The organism is Ruminococcus sp. AM42-11, from assembly GCF_003480145.1.
Lineage (GTDB): Bacteria > Bacillota > Clostridia > Lachnospirales > Lachnospiraceae > Blautia_A > Blautia_A faecis.
Window position 1 is genome coordinate 49,460 of record NZ_QUIO01000018.1, and the last position, 23,583, is coordinate 73,042.

The 23,583-nt window shown below is 41.5% G+C and carries 19 protein-coding genes and 3 pseudogenes; 11 read left to right on the top strand and 11 right to left on the bottom strand.

Translation table 11 applies throughout. The features are described 5' to 3' along the window. The 4 genes from DW904_RS22905 to DW904_RS25570 form a co-directional block, all read right to left on the bottom strand. On the bottom strand, positions 1–159 hold the full coding sequence (locus DW904_RS22905; RefSeq protein ID WP_202187713.1) for a hypothetical protein: 159 nt from the start codon (positions 157–159) through the stop codon (positions 1–3). Continuing rightward, the gene (locus DW904_RS11840; protein WP_118580802.1) at positions 156–1,166 is read right to left on the bottom strand and encodes an ABC transporter ATP-binding protein; all 1,011 of its coding nucleotides are present in this window, start codon (positions 1,164–1,166) and stop codon (positions 156–158) included. The genes DW904_RS22905 and DW904_RS11840 overlap by 4 nt, the downstream gene beginning before the upstream one ends. Before the next feature lie 506 nt (positions 1,167–1,672). Next, positions 1,673–2,407, bottom strand: a complete 735-nt coding sequence (rsmG, locus tag DW904_RS11850) for a 16S rRNA (guanine(527)-N(7))-methyltransferase RsmG (protein WP_118580808.1) — start codon at positions 2,405–2,407, stop codon at positions 1,673–1,675. Between the two features lie 182 nt (positions 2,408–2,589). Continuing rightward, on the bottom strand, positions 2,590–2,733 hold the full coding sequence (locus tag DW904_RS25570) for a DUF6783 domain-containing protein (protein ID WP_347562132.1): 144 nt from the start codon (positions 2,731–2,733) through the stop codon (positions 2,590–2,592). On the opposite strand from DW904_RS25570, the pseudogene DW904_RS25575 reads away from it, so the two are divergent. Continuing rightward, positions 2,671–2,874 (top strand): annotated as a pseudogene (locus DW904_RS25575) (DUF6783 domain-containing protein); the annotation flags it as partial. The gene DW904_RS25570 and the pseudogene DW904_RS25575 overlap by 63 nt on opposite strands. Here DW904_RS25575 and mnmG read toward each other — a convergent pair. From mnmG to rpmH, 7 genes and pseudogenes are all read right to left on the bottom strand, one after another. Continuing rightward, positions 2,812–4,698 carry a tRNA uridine-5-carboxymethylaminomethyl(34) synthesis enzyme MnmG gene (gene mnmG, locus DW904_RS11860; RefSeq protein WP_118580814.1) on the bottom strand — a complete coding sequence of 629 codons (1,887 nt, stop codon included), beginning with the start codon at positions 4,696–4,698 and terminating at the stop codon, positions 2,812–2,814. The pseudogene DW904_RS25575 and the gene mnmG overlap by 63 nt on opposite strands. Positions 4,699–4,750: 52 nt before the next feature. After that, a pseudogene (gene mnmE / locus DW904_RS11865) lies at positions 4,751–6,123 on the bottom strand (tRNA uridine-5-carboxymethylaminomethyl(34) synthesis GTPase MnmE). A 208-nt stretch (positions 6,124–6,331) separates the two neighbouring features. Beyond that, positions 6,332–7,309 (bottom strand): RNA-binding cell elongation regulator Jag/EloR, encoded by a 978-nt coding sequence (gene jag, locus DW904_RS11870; protein WP_118580817.1) that lies wholly within the window; start codon positions 7,307–7,309, stop codon positions 6,332–6,334. A gap of 28 nt (positions 7,310–7,337) precedes the next feature. Continuing rightward, on the bottom strand, positions 7,338–8,624 hold the full coding sequence (gene yidC, locus DW904_RS11875; protein WP_118580883.1) for a membrane protein insertase YidC: 1,287 nt from the start codon (positions 8,622–8,624) through the stop codon (positions 7,338–7,340). Between the two features lie 121 nt (positions 8,625–8,745). Beyond that, the gene (gene yidD / locus DW904_RS11880) at positions 8,746–8,970 is read right to left on the bottom strand and encodes a membrane protein insertion efficiency factor YidD (protein WP_118580820.1); all 225 of its coding nucleotides are present in this window, start codon (positions 8,968–8,970) and stop codon (positions 8,746–8,748) included. Between the two features lie 73 nt (positions 8,971–9,043). After that, complete coding sequence (rnpA, locus tag DW904_RS11885) at positions 9,044–9,409, bottom strand: ribonuclease P protein component (RefSeq protein WP_118580823.1); 366 nt, start codon at positions 9,407–9,409, stop codon at positions 9,044–9,046. A 79-nt stretch (positions 9,410–9,488) separates the two neighbouring features. Continuing rightward, complete coding sequence (rpmH, locus tag DW904_RS11890; RefSeq protein ID WP_005423866.1) at positions 9,489–9,623, bottom strand: 50S ribosomal protein L34; 135 nt, start codon at positions 9,621–9,623, stop codon at positions 9,489–9,491. An 877-nt stretch (positions 9,624–10,500) separates the two neighbouring features. On the opposite strand from rpmH, the gene dnaA reads away from it, so the two are divergent. From dnaA to DW904_RS11940, 10 genes and pseudogenes are all read left to right on the top strand, one after another. After that, a complete protein-coding gene (dnaA, locus tag DW904_RS11895; RefSeq protein WP_118580826.1) occupies positions 10,501–11,865 on the top strand; it encodes a chromosomal replication initiator protein DnaA in 1,365 nt (454 codons plus the stop codon). A gap of 277 nt (positions 11,866–12,142) precedes the next feature. Beyond that, the gene (gene dnaN / locus DW904_RS11900) at positions 12,143–13,258 is read left to right on the top strand and encodes a DNA polymerase III subunit beta (RefSeq protein WP_118580829.1); all 1,116 of its coding nucleotides are present in this window, start codon (positions 12,143–12,145) and stop codon (positions 13,256–13,258) included. A 134-nt stretch (positions 13,259–13,392) separates the two neighbouring features. Then, on the top strand, positions 13,393–13,608 hold the full coding sequence (locus DW904_RS11905) for an RNA-binding S4 domain-containing protein (protein ID WP_118580832.1): 216 nt from the start codon (positions 13,393–13,395) through the stop codon (positions 13,606–13,608). A 1-nt stretch (position 13,609) separates the two neighbouring features. Next, the gene (gene recF, locus DW904_RS11910) at positions 13,610–14,716 is read left to right on the top strand and encodes a DNA replication/repair protein RecF (RefSeq protein WP_118580835.1); all 1,107 of its coding nucleotides are present in this window, start codon (positions 13,610–13,612) and stop codon (positions 14,714–14,716) included. Between the two features lie 52 nt (positions 14,717–14,768). Next, the gene (locus DW904_RS11915; RefSeq protein ID WP_243110409.1) at positions 14,769–17,429 is read left to right on the top strand and encodes a hypothetical protein; all 2,661 of its coding nucleotides are present in this window, start codon (positions 14,769–14,771) and stop codon (positions 17,427–17,429) included. A gap of 84 nt (positions 17,430–17,513) precedes the next feature. Continuing rightward, the gene (rsmA, locus tag DW904_RS11920) at positions 17,514–18,389 is read left to right on the top strand and encodes a 16S rRNA (adenine(1518)-N(6)/adenine(1519)-N(6))-dimethyltransferase RsmA (protein WP_118580841.1); all 876 of its coding nucleotides are present in this window, start codon (positions 17,514–17,516) and stop codon (positions 18,387–18,389) included. A 686-nt stretch (positions 18,390–19,075) separates the two neighbouring features. Then, positions 19,076–19,525, top strand: a complete 450-nt coding sequence (locus DW904_RS11925) for a DUF1002 domain-containing protein (protein WP_118580844.1) — start codon at positions 19,076–19,078, stop codon at positions 19,523–19,525. Between the two features lie 526 nt (positions 19,526–20,051). Next, entirely contained in the window at positions 20,052–20,957 is a 906-nt protein-coding gene (locus DW904_RS11930; protein WP_118580847.1) for a S1 RNA-binding domain-containing protein, read from the top strand. 149 nt (positions 20,958–21,106) lie between these two features. After that, positions 21,107–22,773: pseudogene (locus DW904_RS11935) on the top strand (putative manganese-dependent inorganic diphosphatase). Positions 22,774–22,885: 112 nt separating this feature from the next. Next, positions 22,886–23,500: a flavin reductase family protein gene (locus DW904_RS11940; protein WP_118580850.1), complete on the top strand. Its 615-nt coding sequence runs from the start codon at positions 22,886–22,888 to the stop codon at positions 23,498–23,500. The last annotated feature ends 83 nt before the right edge of the window (positions 23,501–23,583 follow it).

Here is a 23,583-nt window from a genome sequence, read left to right on the forward strand (position 1 = left end):
TTACTCTTCCCCCTTTTCTTTCTCAGATGCGGCAAAACTATCCTGTTTATCACCAGACAGTCCATTATCTGACACATCATTGGATACTTTGCCCGATTCATCAAAGTCTTTTTCTTCAAGTCCATTATCAAGGACAGTATCTTCGTTTTTCTCATTCAAATACTTCTCAGCATCTGCTGCCGTCTTAAAGAAAGATTTTCCGGATTTTTTTCCTGACGCATCTTTATCTTTTTCTCGCTCTCTGTAAGTTCAAGGAAGATCTCCTCCAGAGAAACTTTCTTAGACTGCATTTCAAGGATCGGACAGCTGGCATTTACCATACTGTAGAACACTTTTTCACGCACATCCATATTCTCTTCTGTTCCCACTGTAATGGCATATACGCCTTCCTCCGGGCTTTTCTTTACCGTAACCTCTTTTACCCCTTCTACGGCCTCCAGAGCGGCTCTGATAGTGTCTTTCTGACCTTTTACAAGCAGATTCAGGTTGTTTGAGCCTGCTGCCAGTTTTCCCAGATTCTCAGGGGTATCGCTGGCTACCAGTTTTCCATGGGAAATGATCAGCACGTAGTCGCAAACGGCGCTGACTTCGGACAAAATATGGGAGCTAAGGATAACGGTGTGTTTCTGTTTCAGGCCTTTGATCAGATCGCGGATTTCGTTGATCTGTTTTGGGTCAAGACCGACAGTCGGCTCATCCAAAATAATAACCTCCGGGTAACCAAGCACAGCCTGCGCAATACCAACCCTCTGTCTGTAACCTTTAGAAAGGTTCTTGATCAGACGATTTTTCATGTCAGTAATCTTTACCATGTCCATGATTTCTTCGATCATAGTGGCTTTTTTATCTTTAGGAATTTTCTTCAGATCTGCTACGAATTTCAGATATTCCAGAACGGTCATATCAAAATAAAGGGGCGGCATTTCGGGTAGATATCCGATGCATTTTTTTGCCTCCTCAGGTTCTTCCAGAATATCATGACCGTCTATGACTACTGTTCCCTCGGTAGATGCAATATAGCCGGTTATCATATTCATGGTTGTGGATTTTCCGGCGCCGTTGGGGCCCAGAAAACCATAAATCTTGCCTTTCTCTATTTCAAAAGAAAGGTGGTCTACAGCGGTGTGATCGCCGTAGCGTTTTACCAGATTTTTTACTTCAATCAAGTTTCTTACCTCCTTCAAGTTGCAGATGCATGGCTTATCCCATGCATCTATCTATGATTATTTTATGTGCAACCTGTGAGGAAATTTAGATAATTATGTGAGAAATATGTGATTATTTTGTGTTGGAAATGTGTCCCAAAATAAAATACATTCCGCAAAGTGGGGCGTGCAGATTGCGGGAATGATTTTTCAAACACGCTCTAAGGCACGGGGATGTGGAATAGGAAAAATCAAAGACAGTTGCGAGGAAGCTGGAAATCCTATGCCAGAATATACGATTAAGTGTGAGGATATTATGGTTATGTTTAAGAGCTTGGTTAGTAGCTTGGTTAATCACACTAACCAAGCTACTAACCAAACTATTCCCAATGAAGACAATTCCTTTGAAAGTGATTGAGACAGAACCTATGTTATCTCAGAAAAAATCGCCGATATTATCGGAGAGAAATATAGTACGGATTTCTTCCTCTTTCAGGACTAAAGTTATCTTAATATTAACACATATTCTACGCCAGCGGTTCCTTCGCCGGCAAGCCAGCCTTCCTGGGGTACTTCTTGGCGGTCGGTTTCATCTTCTTGATCACCACAAAAGAACGATCCATATCCGTGTCCATAAGTGGAAATTTCACTACATCCTGAACTTTTCCACCAAGGATTTTCACAGCATTTTCTGCCTGCGCAAGCTCTTCATCAATCTTGCCGGATTTATAAGAAATAAAGCTGCCTCCTTCTTTTACGAAGGGGATACAATACTCGGAAAGGGTGCTTAGATTGGCTACTGCGCGGGAGACACAGAAGTCGTATTTTTCTCTGTGTTCCTTCTGTTTCGCATAGTCTTCAGCTCTTCCGTGGATGGCTGTTACGTCTTTTAATCCAAGCATTTCGATTACTTCATTAAGGAAATTCACCCTTTTATTCAAAGAATCCAGAAGGGTAATTTTAAGCTCTGGAAAAGCTATTTTCAGCGGAATTCCAGGGAAACCAGCGCCGGTTCCGATGTCGATCACGGACTTTCCCGTCAGCTTTTTCTGGTCAAAACTGCCAACTTTTACGATAGATAAACTGTCAAGAAAATGCTTTAAAATTACCTCGTTGTACTCGGTAATTGCAGTTAAATTCATTACCTTATTTTTCTCTACAAGGTACTCATAATAAGTGATAAACTGCTTCTTCTGCTCCTGGGACAGAGCAATTCCAAGCTCTTCAAGTCCTTTCTCAAAGAGGGTTAAATCATATTCCATAAACTTCTCCTTATACCTCAAACTACTTATTTTTTTACTTTCCAGTTGCTAATACACAGCGTTTTTGCAAGTAATATTCTTTAGCAGGTCATTTCAGGTGCGTTTTTAACGAAGGTGAAATCCACTGGTCAGATCGACTTAGACGAGAGGTCTCTCCCAAGCGTCTTAGTCGTAGTTACCAGTTATTTCACCGTAGAGCGTGTTTGAAAAATCATTTCCGCAGTCTGCACGCCCCACTTTGCGGGAGATTTTGCCCGAATTCGGTTGCCGTAGCCCGCTACGGCGCCCTTATCCGAACAAAATCTCCCACAAATTGTGACACACATCTTGCAGAAAGCCTTTTTCAAACACGCTCTAGTGCCCAACCGACCTGCGTGGAATATTACTTGCAGAAACGCGTCCGTTTAGTGACGCTCCTTCCCATACTGCTCCATATAAACCAGCAGCACCGAAATATCCGCCGGTGAAACACCGGAAATTCGGGATGCCTGTCCAATGGAAACAGGTCTGTAAAGTTCCAGTTTCTGCCGTGCCTCAATACGCAGGCTCTTTACTTTCTCATAGTCCAGATCCTCTGGAATTTTCTTGGCTTCCAGCTTCTTAAACTGCTCTACCTGCTTCATCTGGCGGCGGATATAACCGTCGTATTTAATATTAATGTTTACCTGCTCCTGCACATCCCAGGCAAGTTCAGGGCGGTTCTTATCAATAGGAGCCACCTCTGCATAGGAAAGCTCCGGTCTGCGGATCAGCTCTGCAAGACTGATTCCTGACTTAAGTGGTGTGCTTCCTTTGCTTTCCAGAAGGCTCTGAACTGCCTCTGTCATACCCACATTTGTATTCTCCACACGCTGGATTTCTTCCGCTATCAAGCGTTCTTTTTCCACTACTTTTGCATAGGTTTCGTCATCTACAAGACCTACCTCCCAGCCCTTTTTACGAAGTCTCAGATCCGCATTATCCTGACGGAGAAGTAGACGGTACTCGGCACGGCTGGTCATCATACGGTATGGCTCATGGTTCTCTTTTGTAACCAGATCATCAATGAGAACACCGATATAAGCCTCAGAACGATCCAGGATCAGCTGCTCTTTTCCCAGCACTTCCATGGCTGCATTGATACCAGCGATCAGTCCCTGGGCTGCTGCCTCCTCGTAACCTGAACTTCCATTAAACTGTCCGCCACTGAAAAGACCTTTAATTTTCTTAAACTCCAGCGTTGGATAAAGCTGTCTTGGGTTAATACAATCGTACTCAATAGCATAAGCATTCTTCACAATTTTTGCATGCTCAAGGCCTGGTACGCTGTGGTACATTTCCTCCTGCACATCTTCCGGCAAAGAGCTGGACATACCGCCAATGTACATCTCATTTGTGTACATTCCCTCTGGCTCAATAAACACCTGATGTCTTTTTTTATCTGCAAAACGAACTACTTTATCCTCAATAGAAGGGCAATAACGCGGACCAGTTCCTTCGATCATACCAGAGTACAGTGGGGAACGATCCAGGTTTGCACGGATGATATCATGGGTAGCCTCATTGGTATAAGTCAGCCAGCAGGATTTCTGCTCGATCTGCACATCCTCCGGATCTGTGGAAAAAGAAAATGGCACTACTCTCTCATCCCCAAACTGCTCTTCCATCTTGCTGTAGTCGATGGTATTTCCTGCAATTCGGGCAGGTGTTCCAGTCTTGAAACGGAACATTTCAATTCCCAGTTCTTTCAGAGAATCAGTCAGATAATTGGCTGCCTGCAGTCCATTTGGACCTGTATAATTGCTTACATCACCGTAAATACAGCGTGCTTTCAGATAAGTTCCAGTACACAAAACTACCGCCTTACAATGGTAGACAGCGCCGGAATACGTCTTCACACCTGTGATCTTGCCATCCTCTACCAGAAGCTTGGTAACCTCTCCCTGGCGGATGGTCAGGTTCTCCTGATTCTCCAACGTCTTTCTCATTTCATTACTGTAAGCCTGCTTATCAGCCTGAGCACGAAGGGAATGCACTGCCGGACCCTTGGAACAGTTCAGCATCTTAGACTGAATAAAAGTCTTGTCAATATTTTTTCCCATCTCTCCACCAAGAGCATCCAACTCACGGACCAGATGTCCCTTTGAACTACCGCCTACATTTGGGTTACAAGGCATCAGCGCAATACTCTCTGCGCTTACCGTAAACATGATCGTATTCAATCCCAATCTCGCCCCAGCCAACGCTGCCTCACAGCCAGCATGTCCAGCACCGACCACTACTATGTCATAATTCTCCTCTAAATGTTTCATTTTTATCTCCTCTATAACACACTCATTCATATATTATCGCGTCCCTCTGCCACTACTTACCCATACAAAACTTACTAAATATCTCATTCACCAGATCTTCCCCAACTTCCTCTCCTGTGATCTTTCCAAGGCTTCCATAAGCAGCCATCAGATCAATGGAAAAGAAGTCTTCCGGCATGCCATCCTCAATACTCTGTTTTACCATTGCAAGGCTGTCTGCTGCCTCTTCCAATGCCTCTTTGTGACGGGCATTTGTAATATAAACCTCATCGTTAAAAGAGATTTTCCCACTGAAAAACATACTCTTAATGGTATCCGCCAGCTTGGCAATTCCAGTCTCCTCTTTCGCAGAATCGGAATGAGAGGATGGTTGATTTTCTCCTTTAATGCCTCCATACTCACAGCCGAAACAAGATCTGTTTTATTGTACAGTACAATTGCTTTTCTGTCTTTCAGCATTTCAATGATTTCTTCATCATTTTCATCAAGCGGTGTAGAGCTGTCTACTACGTATAACACCAGATCTGCACCCTTTGCAACCTCCCGTGCCCTGGAAACACCGATTTTCTCCACCACATCCTCTGTCTCGCGGATACCTGCTGTATCCACAATTTTCAGCGTAATTCCATGAAGAGTAATATACTCCTCCAGAATATCTCTTGTAGTACCCTCAATATCCGTTACAATGGCCTTATTTTCCCCTACAAGAAGGTTTAACAGGGAGGACTTACCTGCATTTGGCTTACCCACGATAACCGTCTCAATTCCTTCCCGGATGATCTTGCCATCTGTGGAGGTTTTCAACAACTCTTCAATGGATTTCTGCTCTTTTCCCACAATTCCATGTAATTTCTGTGGATATCCCTCCAGACTGATGTGCTCCGGATCATCCAGAGCAGACTCGATAAAAGCAATCTCGTAGATCAGGTCGCTTCGAATCTCCTTGATGGTTTTCTGTACAGAACCTTTCAGCTGACTCATGGAGCTTTTCAGCGCATATTCATTCTTCGCCTGAATCACATCCATAACTGCCTCTGCCTGGGAAAGATCCAGCCTGCCATTTAAGAAGGCTCTCTTGGTAAACTCCCCGGGACCAGCAATCTTGGCACCGTTTTTCAAAACCGTTTCCAGAACCCGGTTCATGGCATAGACACCGCCGTGACAATCAATCTCCACGGTATCTTCTCCTGTGAATGTTTTGGGTGCGCGCATGACCATGACCAGAACTTCATCCACAATTTCTTCCCCGTCATAGATATAACCATAATGAATGGTGTGGGTGGGCACTTCTTTAATTTTCTTTTTCCCGCCCTTGGAACGGTAAATGCGGGATATAACGTCCATGGCTTCCGGGCCGCTGATTCGGATGATTCCGATTCCCGAAGCACTCACAGCAGTAGATATCGCTGCAATCGTTGTATTCATGTGATTTCCTCCATGTAAATTACAATCCAAATTATAAACTTAACACATCTTTTGACACTCATATTATTTTATTATACAAAAAAAGTTACCCCAGGGAAAGATATTAAAACAAAAGCATAACGCTTCAGTTCTTCCATCTTTCACCTGGAATAACCTCTTATTCATTCTGCAAATCTTTTATAACACATTCAGATGTTTTATGCAAGATTTACCATCTTTTTAATTTTACAACCACATGACGATACGGCTCTTCGCCCTCGCTGACAGTCTCTACATACTTATTGCCCTGAAGTGCTGAGTGAATGATTCTTCTCTCATATGGGTTCATCGGCTCAAGTACAACTGGCTTTCTGGTTTTCTTAACCTTGTAGGCAATTCCTCTTGCAAGATTCTCCAGAGTCTCTTTACGACGTCTGCGGTAATCTTCTGTATCGAGCTTTACTCTGATATAGTTTGCTTTGCCCTTATTTACAACAAGGCTTGTAAGATACTGAAGGGAGTCAAGGGTCTGTCCTCTCTTACCGATGAGAATTCCCATATCCTCTCCTTCAAAAGCAACTTCCAGACAACCGTCATTTGTGTTGTATTTGGAAGTGATCTCCACTTCACCAAGATTCATAGATGCAAATACGTCGCGAAGGAAAACAATTGCTCTCTCTTCCACTTCTTTGATCTCTGCCGGATCTGTGATGATCTCAACAGGTTTGGACTGTTTCGGCTTCTCTTCTCTTGGCTCTTTCGGCATTTTTTCTTTTGCCGGTTTTTCTTTTACAGGACGCTCCTTAAAAGGTTTCTCCTTCGGCTGGCGCGGCTGTTTTTCTTTTGGCTCTTTAAAAGGCTTTGGCTCTTTCGCCTCTTTTACAGGTGCTTTTTCTTTCACCGGTTCACTCTTTGGTGCCGGTTTCTCAGCTTTTACAAAAGGTTTGGCAGGCTTTCTATTCTGCTCTTCCTTAATCGCATCCACTTTAACAGTATCAACGATTTCCTGTATCTCATCCTCTTCAGAAACTGTATTGATCTTGCGTGCTTTAATGATTGCCGGTTTGCTTCCGATGCCAAAAAATCCGGAACTACCTTCAGAAACCACTTCAATTTCCAGCTGATCACTGGAAACACCTAATTCGATGCACGCCTTGGTGATTGCTTCATTTTTCGTTTTTGCTGAAAACTGGATAAACTCCTCCATCTATGAAACCCTCCGTTCCCGACAACAATTACTTCTTCTTATTTCTCTCGTCAAAATCCCTGACCATATTTGCTTTTGCTGTAATACTTCCAGGTTTTGCATTTCTTGCATTCTGGTAGGATTCCTCTACTTTTCTGGCTCTCTCTTCTGCGTTTGTGTTACTGGAACCTTTATCAATCTTGGTATTGATATTCTTAGTAGACTGGTTTGCCTGATTGGTGATCTTCTGCGGCGGAAGTCCTTCTTTCGTACGCTGTTTCTCCATCTTCTTCATGTTCTCGTTTACCAGATCATTGATATCCATCTTATCAAGATGACGATTGATAAACCACTGCTGAACACTTCTTACAACCGCACTTGCAATCCAGTAAATACCAAGACCTACCGGGAATGTGAAACAGAATACTGCTGACATAAGCGGCATAACCGTATTCATAGTCTTCATGGAAGCCTGCATCGTATCAACAGCTCCTTCAGCAGATGAAGTAGCCTGTGGCATAAGCTTATAGTTCAGTACCTGAGTCGCCCATGCAAGAATAGGAATCAGAAGTGCAGCGATTGCCAGTGCAATAGATGCTCCCTCAAAAGCAGCCTTAATGTAGTTCAGAGGCTGATCTGCAATGTTTAATCCACAGAAATTCTGCATTTTGGAAATTTCTGCAGACGTGGTGTTAATGGTATCTGCAAATCCCTTAAACTGATCCATTGATGCAAGATCTTTCCACTGAGATGGAGATAATGCATAAAGGAAATCGATGACAGAATTACTGGTCGCTTTTCCGTTATCCAGCGCCAGCTGTACACGAGTCATCTTATTGTCTGTGATAAAGCTCTGGATCAGGTCTGTGTAGCCACTTACGCTTGTGATCTGATCAACAAGGCCTGTGAAAACATTCTTTACACTGCCAACATAACCAGGAATTTTGTAAATAACCTGCCATAATGCCATCAGGACAGGAAACTGGATCAACAGCTGCACACAGCTGCCGGTAGGTGAAACACCGTATTTCTGATATACAAGCTGAGTTTCTTCCTGCATTTTCTGCACGGACGCCTGGTCTTTTTTATCTTTGTATTTCTTCTGTATCTTCTGAAGCTCAGGCTGCATAACAGAGCTTAACTTAGAAAACTTCTGCTGTTTAACCTGCAATGGTGTCATCAGTGCATAAATAATAATACTGAAGATAATGATACAAAGACCCAGGTTCTGAATACCCACCAGATCAAGAACTCTGTAAATCCCGTCCATGATCCAGCCCATAATAGAAGCAACCTGTCCAATAATCGGGACACTGCTCTTCGTTAATAAAATCATATCCAAGTTTGTTTCCTCCTAGGCTTTTTCGGTGTAACTATTCAATTGTCAAAGTTTGAGTTTTTGTGCTGAAAATCAGTTTAAAGTGTCATTTATTGTACACCATCTGTTTCAGTACAGTTTATGGCACAGGATCGTATCCTCCATGTGAAAAAGGATTGCAGCGCAAAATTCTCCACACTGCAAGAAGCCCGCCCTTTAACGCACCATATTTTTGAATTGCTTCTAAACCATATTGAGAACATGTGGGAATATAAGGACATTTTGTTCTCTTCATCGGCGATATATATTTCTGATAGAGACGAATCATATGAATCATGATATTCCTTGGACTAAATCTGCTCATGATAATTTCTCCTGCAAATCTGTTTCAATATTGCCGCTCCTTTACCGAACCAACAATACTGCCCAAATACCGTTTAATCTTCCACATGAAGCTCAGCCTCACGGCGGATCTTCATTCTGCCTGCAAGATGCATAAGCGCACTCTCAATCTCCTGATAGGACTTGTCCTTTGCATTTGGTCTTGCGACCACTACAATGTCCAGTCCCTGACGGAAGGATCTTTCATTCAGGCGGTAGCTCTCTCGTATCAGTCTGGTGACTCTGTGGCGTACCACACTATTCCCAACTTTTTTACTTACAGATATTCCCAGACGATTCTCCATGTGCCTGTCATAGTTCTCAAGCACATACATCACCAGATACCGATTTGCCTGTGATGTTCCTTTTCGGTATACCCTTTGGAATTCGTTATTTTTCTTTAAGGAGTCTGAGTATTCCATCTGATTCTCCTTTATATGATATTGAAATAATTATTTCTGTATAGAAGAAAAGACCACAGTAACTGCGGTCTTAACGGTCTTAAGCAGATAACTGCTTTCTTCCTTTTAATCTTCTGGCAGCTAATACTTTACGTCCGCCTTTTGTGCTCATACGAGCTCTGAAGCCATGGACTTTCGCTCTAGATCTTTTTTTCGGCTGAAATGTCATTTTCATAGGTAAAGCACCTCCTTTATCTATATGGAATTTAAAATTATTAACCTAATCAGAACATCATTTCAATTATATTCATAAATGGCATTCTCGTCAAGTAAAAATTCTTGCTTTCCTAGAATTTTTTATATCCACAAAGTTTTCCACACTGTGCATAACCTGTCATTTTGAAAAGGTTTACGTAACATTATCCACATTTTGTGGATAACTTGTGGATAACCTGGGGATTATCAGCAAAAATATCCACTTTTGACTGTTGATTTTAACGCATATGTCACAAAAAACGGTATATTTCGAGGGGATTCGACAGTGGATAGAGTTATACACATAATTTTTCATTATTGAAACCCGTAAAACCATGTTATGGTAACCAGAATGGTTATCAACCTATTTATCCACATTTATCCACACACAAAATGTTGATAACTTTCCAGTTTATTCACAAGATATCCCCCATTTTTTTCCTTGAATTTTTTTATTATCCACTGCAATTTTTTTAAATTGTGGATGTTTTGTGGACAATTCTATACTTTTCCCCATTTATTTTTCCTATTTTTAGCTTCAAAACAACATTTTCCTCCTCGTCCCCTCATTCTTTTAGGTAATCCACAGCAATCTTAATTTTTTCTCCGAATGTGCATAATTTTCCACATAAATTTCCTATATAAATAAGATTTTGTCGTTGCGAAAAGACAGGATTTATTATAATATATATAAGGATATTTATGTCCGTTTATCAAAATACCAGTAAAATTCCGGTATATTTAGCCTGCCACACCCTAATTTCCTGTTTCCAGCTGGTATTTTGATAAACGGACATGTCGCCGACGGACGGCATCATTTAATATAAGAAACAATCAGATGTGTACGGGAGGAAAAAATGAGCACAGTAATAGAAAAATGGGATGAAATCCTGGGAATTGTGAAAAAGGAGCACGATCTTTCCGATGTTCGATTCGACACATGGCTGAAACCCCTGAAGGTTTATGATGTCAGTGGAAATGTAGTTACCATCGTCGCTTCCGACCAGGTGCGATTAAGCTACATTAATAAGAATTACAAACTGCCTCTGCAGGTTACCATAAGCGAAGTTACCGGAATGACCGACTGCGAAGTGAAATTTATCCTTCCAGAAGACGTCCCGGCGAAGAAATCCATTTCCGACGCTGCGCCTGATCAGGACAACCGTTTTAAGGCCAGATGTGAAGAAGCAAATCTGAACCCCAAATATACATTCAATACTTTTATCGTGGGCAGCAACAACAAACTGGCTCAGGCTGCAGCCCTGGCAGTAGCGGAATCTCCGGGAAATACGTACAATCCGCTGTTTATCTATGGTGGTGCAGGACTTGGCAAGACCCATCTTATGCATTCCATCGCCCACTTTATTATTGAAAATGATGATAACAGTAAGGTTCTCTATGTTACAAGTGAAGAATTTACCAATGAGCTGATCGAGACCATCCGTAATGGAAATAACACCGCCATGAGTAAATTCCGCGAGAAATACCGTAACATTGATGTCCTTCTCATTGATGATATTCAGTTTATTATAGGAAAGGAATCCACGCAGGAGGAATTTTTCCACACCTTCAACAGCCTTTACAGTGCAAACAAACAGATTATCATATCTTCCGATAAACCGCCGAAGGATATGGAAATTCTGGATGAGCGTTTCCGTTCCAGATTCGAATGGGGACTGATCGTGGATATTACTCTGCCGGATTACGAGACCAGGATGGCCATTCTTCATAAAAAAGAAGACATGGACGGCTACAATGTAAGCGAAGATGTTATCAAATATATTGCAAATAATATCAAATCCAACATCCGTGAGCTGGAAGGTGCCTTCAATAAGGTAGTTGCTTATGCAAAACTGGAGAAAAAAGAGGTTACCCTTGAACTTGCCGAGCAGGCTCTGAAGGATATCGTCGCACCGAATGAAAATAAACAGATTACTGCAGACTACATTATTTCTATGGTAGCAGAGCATTTTAATGTAAGTACTGCCGATCTTTGTGGAAATAAAAGAAGTTCCAAGATCGTGATGCCAAGACAGGTGGCAATGTATCTTTGCCGTGAAATTCTGGCGATCCCGCTGAAAAATGTAGGACAGTATCTTGGAAATCGCGACCACACTACCGTTATGCACGGCGTAGAAAAGATCGAAAAGGAGCTCCAGACCAACGAACAGCTCCAGAACACCATCGATACATTAAAGAAAAAAATTAATCCACAAACTTAACACATTTTTCCACATTTCATGTGTATAAGATGTTGACATTATGTGTATTAATGTGAATAACTTTTGGTGACAAAATCGCTTATGTGGTTTTACACAGGTTATTCACACTCTAAACCAATGCTTTTACACGAAGTTATCCATACCCGAAACCCTTTTATTCACTGGGCGGAAGTGAGTTTTTCACATATTCACACCCCCTACGGCGGATACGGCGGATATCTTCTTAAATATATTTAATGAAAAACCCATTTTCTCCAGAAAGGAAGTTATACACATTATGAAAATCATTTGCTCCAAAAGTAACTTGTTGAAGAGCGTCAGCATTTCCTTAAAAGCTGTACCATCCAAAACAACTATGCCAATTCTGGAATGTATTCTGATTGATGCAACAACAAATCAGATCAAATTTACTACTAATGACATGGAACTTGGAATCGAAACCATTGTCGAAGGTACTATAGAAGAAAAAGGAATGGTTGCCCTGAATGCGAAAATCTTTTACGAGATCATCAGAAGACTTCCAGACAACGATGTTACCATTAAAACTGATGAAAAATTCGCTGCAACTATCACCTGTGAGAAAGCAAAATTTAATATTCCTGGAAAATCAGGAGAAGATTTCGCATATCTTCCTATGATTGAAAGAGATGAACCATTAACTATCTCTCAATATACATTAAAGAATATGATTTATCAGACAATATTCTCAATTGCAGTCAACGATAACAACAAATTAATGACTGGTGAGCTGTTTGAAATTAAGAATAATTGTCTGAAAATTGTCTCTCTGGATGGACACCGTATTGCGATCCGCAAAATGCCTCTGAAGAAAGACTATTCAGATCGCAAGGTTGTAGTTCCAGGCAAGACTCTGAATGAGATCAGTAAGATCTTATCCGGAGAAATGGATGATGTAGTCAGCATTTTCTTCACAAACAATCATATTTTATTTGAATTTGACCAGACTATGGTAGTTTCACGTCTGATCGAAGGGGAATATTTCCGTATTGACCAGATGCTTTCCAGCGATTATGAGACCAAACTTTCCATTAACAAAAAAGAATTCCTGGATTGTATCGACCGTGCCACACTTCTTGTAAGAGAAGGAGATAAGAAACCGATCATTATCCACATTACAGATGGCAGCATGGAGCTGAAGATTGATTCTGCAATGGGTTCCATGAACGAGGATATTGATATTGAGAAAGAGGGTAAAGATATTCTGATCGGATTTAATCCCAAGTTCCTGATCGATGCACTGAAGGTTATTGATGATGAGACCATCGACATTTACCTGGTGAATCCGAAAGCACCTTGCTTTATCAGAGATGAGGAAGAAACTTACACGTATCTGATTCTTCCGGTTAACATAAATCAGAACCAGGCAAGATAATGACACTTGCCACAGAGAGAAACGTAACAGACAATTGGAAGAGGAATGGAAGTGAACACGGGCTGCAAATAATGGCTGGAGACAGTCGGGAAAATAAATTGCAGTCGTGATGCCAGAAGAGTGGAGGCAGAAAATTGGAAATCAGAATCAAAGATGAATTTATCAAACTTGGCCAGGCACTGAAACTTGCTGACCTTGTATCAGACGGCGTTGAGGCAAAATATGTGATCAACGACGGACTTGTAAAAGTAAACGGCGAAGTAGATACCAGAAGAGGCCGCAAGGTTTATGGCGGTGACGTTATTTCCTATAATGGCCAGGATGTGAAGGTTCTGTCCGGAAACGAGTAAAATGGCTTATATTGAATCCATAAAATTAAGCAATTTCAGAAATTACGAATCGCTGGAACTTTCTTTTGACAAAGGAACCAATATTTTTTATGGGGATAATGCCCAGGGAAAAACAAATATCCTGGAGTCTGTGTATCTGTGCGGAACCAGCAAATCCCATAAAGGAAGCAAAGACCGAGAGATTATCCGCTTTGAACAGGATGAAGCCCATATCCGTATGATGGTTGGAAAAGATTCCATGTCTTACAAGATCGACATGCATCTTCGGAAAAATAAGGCCAAGGGTGTGGCAATCAACGGGCTTCCCATAAAGAAGGCGAGAGAGCTTCTCGGTGTGGTGAATCTGGTTTTCTTTTCCCCGGAGGATCTGAATATTATCAAAAACGGTCCGGGAGAGCGACGAAGATTCATGGACGCGGAGCTTTGTCAGCTGGATAAACTATACCTCACAGATCTTGCCGGATACAATCATGTTCTGAATCAGAGAAATAAGCTGCTGAAGGATATGTATAAGCGACCGGATCTTGGAGCGACTCTGGATGTATGGGATATGCAGCTGGTAAATTATGGCCGTAAGATCATTGGCAAAAGAAGAGAATTTGTGGAGTCCCTTAATGAGATCATTAAGGAAATTCACAGAAATCTTACCGGCGGTATTGAGAATATAGAAGTGATATATGAACCAAGCGTGGAGAGTGAGGCTTTGGAAGAGAGCCTTTTCCGCAACAGAGACCGGGATCTTCGGATGAAAATGACTTCGTCCGGACCTCACAGGGATGACCTAATGGTGGCTGTGAACGGAATTGATATCCGCAAATATGGTTCGCAGGGGCAGCAGAGAACAGCAGCTCTTTCCCTGAAACTTTCGGAGATTTATCTGGTGGAGAAGATCATTCATGATAAACCAGTTCTGCTTCTGGACGATGTCCTTTCGGAGCTGGACAGCAGCCGTCAGAATTATCTTCTTGAGAGTATTCATGATATTCAGACCATGATCACCTGTACTGGTCTGGATGATTTTGTCAGTCATCAGTTTACAATCAATAAAGTGTTTCACGTTGTGGCGGGGCATGTGTATCAACCGATAGGGGGTCCTGCAGATAAATAAGCTTGCGAAGTAGTATGCGATATGCTAAACTGGCATTAACTATGGAAAGTTGGTGAAAAATTTGGACAAAGAGGAATTTCGGGTTAAACTTGAAGAGATTAACCATTTAGTAGAACAGAAAGACTATAAGGGAGCCATGAATGTTGTAGACAGCATTGACTGGCGCCGTGTGAAAAATGTTCGTACCCTTTGTGTGGTTGGTGAAATCTATGCTGCCAATAAACGCTATGAGGACAGCAAGGAAATTTTCCTGCTGGCTTATCACAGAGCCTCCATTGGTAAGAACATTCTTTATCGTCTTGTAGAAGTTTCCCTGAAGCTGGGACAGGTTTCCGAGGCAGTGGAATTTTATCAGGAGTACAGGGAAGTTGCGCCAAATGATAATACGCAGTACATCCTGAAATACAAGATCCTGAAAGTAAAAAAGGCTCCTCTTGCAGAGCAGATCAAGGTTCTGGAGGATTATAAGGAGAAAGAATTTACCGAAAAATGGTCTTACGAGCTTGCCAAACTGTACTATCAGGATGGTGACAAAGAGAAATGTCTGGAGCTTTGCAACGAGATCATTCTCTGGTTCAACGAGGGTAACTACGTGATGAAGGCTATGGACCTGAAACAGCGTATGGGTGCTCTTACTGGCGCGGAGAAAGAGCGGTATGAACAGCAGTTTGTACCGAAGCTTCTGAAACCTGAGGAAGCAGATACCATCAAGGAAGAAGAGAAAGCACCGAAAGCTGAGAACCAGGGAAGCGAATCTATTGAAAGTATTCAGATCAAGAGCGAGGATCTGGATGGCGTAGAGAGTCTTCAGGATAAAATTTCCAAAGGACTTCGTGACATTTTTGGAAGCCGTAAGATGGATGAAATGGAAGACAGCATTGTTTCCACTGAGCAGACGAAAGAGGTTCAGGAAGAAATGCTTCGTGATCCGGCTTCTGAGAAAGAATATGAAAGTGTACCGGAGCTGGAGCCTGAAACTGGCAAGGTGAAAGTGGAGAATACCAAGGAGACTGTTGCTGAAGAATCTGTGAATACAGCAGATGAGACTGCAGAGAAATCAGCGGAAGCAGTTTCAGAAGAAAATACAGAAGGTTTAGAGAATGCAGATCGTTCAGAGTCTGCAGAAGAGAAGAACGCATTTTCCACAGAAACAGAAACACCTGTTGAGAACCTGAAAATGCCTACACTGAATATTCCGGATTCTATGAAGAATATGGTACCGGAAGAGATTGAGGTTCCCAAGGCACCTGTACAGAATAACCTTTTCAGTGATGAGGCTGATGCTGCGGAGAAAATGAAAGACGAGAAACCTGCATTTGATTTTTCAAATTTCAATCTGGAGGATACGATTCTTGCTGCTGCTTCTGCACAGGGAATTGAGATTCCGGATGAGAAGGTAGATGAAGAGAAAGTTCAGGAAGAAAATAAAGAAATTGTAGAAGTCGCCAAAGAAATATCTACACAACCTCAGAAAGCTGTAAAAGAAGAAAAAGTAGAGAAGATTCCGGAAGAAGAGGAAGTTATCACTGAGGACGAGGAAGAAATCGAGCCAGAACCAGAACAGAAAAAGCCGGTTGTAGAACTTGAGGAAGAGGAATTCCTTTCCGAAGAGGATCTTCAGGCTGCTGAGGATGAGTTTATGAATGGTCCGGCAGGACATAAGGAGAAAGAAGAGCCTTCTGATGATTCCATGTCTGAGGATGAATTTATTGCCAAGCTTCTCAGAGAGAGCATTGGAGAAGAAGAGGATGAGGATATGCCTCCAGCTGCTGATGATGTGGTTGAAACTGAAGATGCAGAGGAAGAACCGGAAGATTCTGAGGACGAAAACTTTGATTTTGACGAGGATGAAGAGGAAGAAGAGTCTTCTGAATCTCTTTCCGAGGAAGAAGAACTGGAACAGTTTATCGATTCTATTCAGCCAAAGGATAAGAGAAATCCATCTGACATTGTGCCAAGAGAGAAATCACTCACCGATGATGAGAAGAAGCTGTTTACATATTTTGTAAAGGTTCCGGGAATGCGGGAACAGCTGATCAGTGCACTTTGCGATGTGCAGATGGCGGCTGCTGATAAGACCTCCAAGACTGGAAACGTGATCGTCATGGGTGGGAAAGAAACTGGTAAGACAAGACTGATCGCAAGCTTGATTCCGGCAATCTGTAAAGAGCTGAATCTGCCGGCTTCCAAGGTGGCTTATGTATTTGCCGACCAGCTGAACGAGATGGATATTACGAAAGTGATCGGCAAGCTTAGCGGTGGTTTCCTTGTCATTGAGAATGCTAACCAGCTGACACAGGAAACAGTAGATATTCTGGATAAGGCTATGGAGTTCCGCACAGACGGACTTACTGTGATCATTGAGGATGAGAAGATCGGAATGCGTAAGCTGATTGCAAGATTCCCGAAATTCGCCAAGAAGTTTACATCCATGATCAACATTCCGGTATTTACCAATGATGAACTTGTAAACTTTGCAAGAGTTTACACCAAGGAAAATGGTTACAAGATCGACCAGATGGGAATGCTTGCATTGTATAATCTGATCGGTGTGAACCAGAAAGAAGACCAGCCTATGAACATTGGCGCAGTTAAGGAAATGCTTGACGCAGCAATGGCGAAATCCCAGGGCGGACTTCTGAAGTTTAATAAGAAAAAGAGAGTAGACCGTGATGGATTTACGGTTCTTTATGAGAAAGATTTTGCAAAATAAGTAATAGGGGAATTGCAGACAGCTGCCCAGATTGTGTGATTTGCAGATAATGATTAAATAATTTAAAAGAAAGAGGAAATTAATATGACCAGACCTTATTTAGGAAATCCGAAATATACCATTGAAGTTCTTCAAAAGTATAATTTTGCTTTCCAGAAAAGGTTTGGTCAGAATTTTCTTATCGATACCCATGTTCTGGAAAAAATAATCGAGGCTTCCAAGATCACCAAGGATGATTTTGTTCTGGAAATCGGACCGGGTATTGGAACCATGACCCAGTATCTGGCTGAGGCAGCCAGAGAAGTGGTGGCTGTAGAGATTGATAAGACATTGATCCCGATTCTGGAAAATGATACTTTGAAAGACTGGGATAATGTGATTGTGATCAACGAGGATATCCTGAAAGTTGATATTGCGGCGCTGGCACAGGAGAAAAATGGGGGCAAGCCTATCAAGGTGGTTGCCAATCTGCCTTATTATATTACCACACCAATCATCATGGGACTTTTTGAAAACCATGTTCCCATTTCTTCCATCACCATTATGGTACAGAAGGAAGTGGCAGACAGAATGCAGGTTGGTCCTGGAACAAAGGATTACGGTGCTTTGTCTCTGGCTGTTCAGTATTATGCCAGACCGCAGATCATTGCGAATGTTCCGCCAAACTGTTTTATGCCAAGACCGAAGGTGGGAAGTGCTGTTATCCAGCTTGTGAGATATGAAGAGCCGCCAGTGCAGGTGGACAATGAGAAGCTGATGTTCAGGCTGATCCGGGCATCTTTTAATCAGAGAAGAAAAACATTGGTAAATGGACTGAAGAACTCCCAGGAGCTTGATTTTTCAAAAGAGGAAATTGAGAAAGCTATGGCAGAGACCGGAATTCCGGTAAATGTGAGAGGCGAAGCGCTTACTTTAGCAGAATTTGCTGATCTTGCAAACGCATTTAATAAATTGAGATAGATATCAAGAACGGGGCGTAAGCCCCGTTCTTGATATCTTCGGATTGCTTCGCAGCGTTGCGGCTCCCGTGATCCTTCACATGTTCGGAAATGATTTACTGCATAAATCTTATACAAATAAAAATCACCCGGTGGCTAGACGGGTGATTTTTATTTTGTCTCAAATATATTTTTTAAAAGGAAGGAGAGTCAATCACTTTTGGGTGACTGACATATGAAAAAGAAATTTTATAAAAATAATGTTGGCTGTTATTATTTTTATGATGTTAGTATATCGGGAAAGTTTGAAAGAATCGTGTTTATCTTATGAAAAATTAGTGAACGAATTTGAAAAGATTTGTAACTTCCTGGAAAAATGGGCTGTTTTTGGAGATTAGTTATAAAAAGATTATAAAGTTTTTAGATACATTTTACAAATAAAAGGAAAAGGTGTAGTATAATGGGCTGGAATCTGGAGGAAGATTTATTTCCGGTATTGATTAAATTTCAGAAGAAAATTACTTGATATGAGGAAATCAGATCATAAATATGACCAGATTCCAGCAGTGTGTGAACAGAATATTAACTATTGCTGGTCAGACCATGAACAGTAGCTATTTAATTGTTACTGGAGAGATTTAAACAGATGACATTTAATCGTTACTGGGCAAGTCTTGAACAGCAACATTCAATCAGGAGGTAATTATCATGATAAAAATGAAAAAATCAGCAGCACTTATCCTTGCAGGAGTTCTTGCATGTTCCATGCCGATGCCGGTTATGGCATCCAGTGATACAGAAGTAGTAGAAAGTCTTCTGGACAGTGGAATTGATTTTCTTGCTTCTGACCCTGGAAAAGCAGTAGACATTATTATGTATGCCAAGGATCTTGTAGACCAGCAGAACATCACAGATGACCAGGTACGAAGTGCTGTAACTCAGGCAGCAGACCATTTTGGGGTATCTCTTTCTGATTCAGAGGTAGATTCCCTTGTTTCTGTAGTACGCAAGGTTCTGGATGCAAAAATTGACGAAGATGCTCTTAGAAGCGATGTAAATTCTGTATACAGTAAGCTGCAGGATATGGGGGTTACAAAGGATGATGCCAAAGGTCTTGTGTCGAAGTTAATCGAATTTGTAAAAGGATTATTCGAATGAGAAATGTAAAATGTGCAAAATGTATAACTTTACCAAATTAAAGTAAAGATGCAAATGTGGTAAATTTATAAAAAAAGAGAAAAATGAAAGAAGAAATTGTGCAAATAAAACAAATGTTCATTATTCGTTAACAATTTGCATGTATTTTGTTCATAAGTATCTGATACTATATAATCAGTTCGAAAGAACATACACAGAAGACGTTGTAATGACACCATTACACATAAAATTTTTTCATAATAATCGCCCCGGCAGCTACTGCCGGGGCACTCCTCGTTTTAGAGCGTATTTGAAAAAGTATTCCTGCAATCTGCACGCTCTGGAGCGTGTTTGAAAAAGGTTTTTTGCAAGATGTGCGTCACAATTTTTGGAAAAATTTGTCTGAATATGCCGCTCTTTAAACGCCAGATATTACACTCTGACGCTTAAAGAGCGGTGTTTTTCGAATGTACATTCCAAAATTTATTTGCAACGAATAAGCGGTGTGCTATAATGAAGCAAAAACAGGGGCAAAGGAGTCTAGGTCATGGCAGAGACAATGAAGGATTACGAAGCAGAACTTGAAGCTTCTTTTAAGAAAATTGAAGAAGGCGACATTCTCACAGGAACAGTTGTGAGTGTAGATGATAAAGAAATTATTGTAGATTTAAAATATTATGCAGAAGGTATTATCCCGGTAGAAGATTACAGTAGAGAGCCGGGCTTTAACGTTAAAGAAGAAGTACACCCTGGAGATGAAGTTTCCGCCACAGTCGTAAGAAAAGACGATGGAAACGGCAACATCCTTTTATCCAAAGTTGAAGCTACTGACGTCCTGGCTTGGGACAAATTAGAAGAGCTGAAAGCCTCCGGAGAGGTTCTTGATGTAGTGGTAAAAGGTGTAGTAAACGGCGGTGCAGTTGCTTATGTAGAAGGTGTGCGCGGCTTTATCCCGGCCTCCAAGCTGGCCTTGAATTACGTAGAAGACACCAACGAATATCTGAACAGACACATCCAGGTTCAGGTAATCGATGTCAATAAAGAGGACAAAAAACTGATTCTTTCTGCGAAAGAAATTTTAAGGGAAAAAGCAGAAGAGGAAAGAAAGAATAAAATTTCCAATATCCAGCCAGGCTTTGTAACAGAAGGAACTGTAGAGAGCCTTCAGCCATACGGCGCATTTGTAGATCTTGGAAACGGCGTATCCGGACTGGTACATATTTCCCAGATTTGTGAAAAGAGAATCCGTAAACCATCAGAAGTTCTTGCAGTTGGAGATAAGGTGAAAGTAAAAGTAACTGCAGTGAAAGATGGAAAACTGAGCCTGAGTATCAAAGAAGCAACTGATATGATGGCAAAAGAAGTGGAAGAAGAGGAAATAGAAATCCCACAGTCCGGAGAAGAGGCAACCACATCTCTGGGATCTTTATTTGCAAATATTAAACTGAATTAATATAAAGTGCAGATTTGGACGATTAAGACAATCGCCCAAAATGAAAATCTTCTGTAGAGCGTGTTTGAAAAGTAGACCCGAAATAAAAAACTCTGTTTACAGATGAAAAGTGTGCAGAGGTCAGCTGAATTTTGGAAGGAAGAATGTGAATGAAGAATCAGAAAGTATTTGTAATGGGACATAAGAATCCGGATACGGATTCTATTTGTTCGGCAATTGCTTACGCAGATATCAAAAACAGAACCACCCAGACCAAGCGTTATATTCCAAGACGCGCCGGCAGATCAATGAAGAGACCCAGTATGTACTGAATCGTTTTGGCGTACAGCCCCCGGCTTATCTGGGAAATATCGGAACGCAGGTAAAAGATATGGATATCCGTCCAAAACCGGATGCAGACCGTACCATGTCCCTGAAAAATGCCTGGGATATGATGCAGAATAAAGGCATTGTGACCCTTCCCATCTGTAACAGCGAGGATGAGCTGGAGGGAATTGTAACAATCGGCGATATTGCTGATGTTTACATGGATACCAAGGACAGCTATCTTCTTTCAAATGCCAGAACCCAGTATAACAAGATCAGGGATACTCTTGACGGTGAAATCGTAGAAGGAAACGGTCACGGTTATTTTACCAAAGGGAAAATCCTTATTGGAACTGCTGATCCGGAGGTAATGAAGAACTATATCGAAGAAAATGATATGGTTATTCTTGGAAACCGTGAGGAAGATCAGTTAAAGGCAATAGAGTTGAATGTAAGCTGCATTATTGTAGGAATGAGTATTCAGGTAAGTGAGAAGGTAATAAAGAAAGCTCAGGAGAGACAGATCATCATTATCTCTTCTCCATATGATACCTACACAATTGCCCGCATGATCAACCAGAGTATTCCGGTAAATTATGTGATGAAAAAAGATAATCTGGTAACTTTTAATACTGAAGATTTCACAGATGATATTCAGGATGTTATGATCAAGCACCGCCATCGTGCATTCCCTGTTATCAATAAGCGGGGAAAATGTGTGGGAACCATTTCCAGACGAAATTTCCTTGACATGCACAAGAAACAGGTAATTCTGGTAGATCATAATGAGAAAGACCAGGCTGTTGATAACATTGAGAAAGCAGAGATTCTGGAGATCATTGACCATCATAAGCTTGGTTCTCTGGAAACTATGAAGCCGATTAATTTCAGAAATGAGCCAGTTGGATGTACTGCGACAATCCTTTACCGGATTTATGACGAGCAGCGACTGGAGATTCCGCCTAAGATTGCAGGACTTCTCTGTGCAGCCATTATTTCCGATACCTTAATGTTCCGTTCCCCAACCTGCACCCAGCAGGACAAGATCGCAGCAAGTGCGCTTGCACTGATCGCGGACATTAAGATTGAAGATTTCGCAAGAGAAATGTTCAAGGCTGGAAGCAATCTGAAGGATAAAGCACCTGAAGAAATTTTCTATCAGGATTACAAGAAATTTATTGCAGAAGGAAATGTGGCTTTTGGTGTTGGACAGATCAGTTCCATGGACGAGGAAGAACTTCAGGAGATCAAAGTTCGCCTGAAACCATTTATGGTAAGCGAGTGCGGACGCCATGGAATTACCCGTGTTTACTTTATGTTAACCAATATTATGGACGAGTCCTCAGATGTAATTTATTACGGCGAGGGCAGCGAGGAAATGGGAAAAATCGCATTTCAGCAGGAACCGGAGGATAAGTGCTTCCACCTGAAAGGCGTGGTTTCCCGTAAGAAACAGATGATCCCGGCTATGATGGAAGCCGCACAGATCATGGCAAATGACTTTAACTGATAATAAAGATTTTCCCGGCAAAGAGGCTGTTAAAAGCTACTGCTCACAAAGTGAAAAGTAACGCAGAAGGTTCTTTGCACGGGAAATTTTCACATAAAAGAGGAGCAAAAATATGGCAAAACAGACCTGGAAACCAGGCAATATGCTTTACCCGCTTCCTGCTGTGATGGTCAGCGTTACAGATGGCGAGGGTAATGATAATATAATAACAGTAGCGTGGGCTGGCACCGTGTGTACCAACCCGCCAATGGTAAGCATCTCCGTTCGTCCCACCAGATTTTCTTACGATATGATCTGCAAGACAAAGGAATTTGTTCTGAACCTTACCACAGAAGAGCTTGCATACGCCACCGATTATTGTGGCGTGCGGTCCGGCAGAGAGGTTGATAAATTTCAGGAGCTTCATCTTACCAAAGAAAAGGCGGATCAAGTGAAGGCACCAATGATCGGTGAAGCTCCTGTAAATATTGAATGTAAAGTTAAGAAAATTGAGAAGCTTGGTTCTCATCACATGTTCCTTGCGGAAGTAGTTGCAGTGCATGCGGACGAAGCCTATATGGATAAAAATAATAAATTTCAGCTGAATCAGTCAAAACTGATGGTATATTCCCATGGAGAATATCTGGGACTTGGAAAGAAACTGGGCACCTTTGGATATAGCGTAAAAAAAGGAAAAAAGCATAATCAGAAACTTAAAAATCACCCATTAAAAAACCGAACTCAGTAACAATTTTTCAACGAACTCAGTAACAATTTTTTAATGTGATTGCAATAATGGCTCTTATGTGTTATTATTTAAAGGAGTATCGA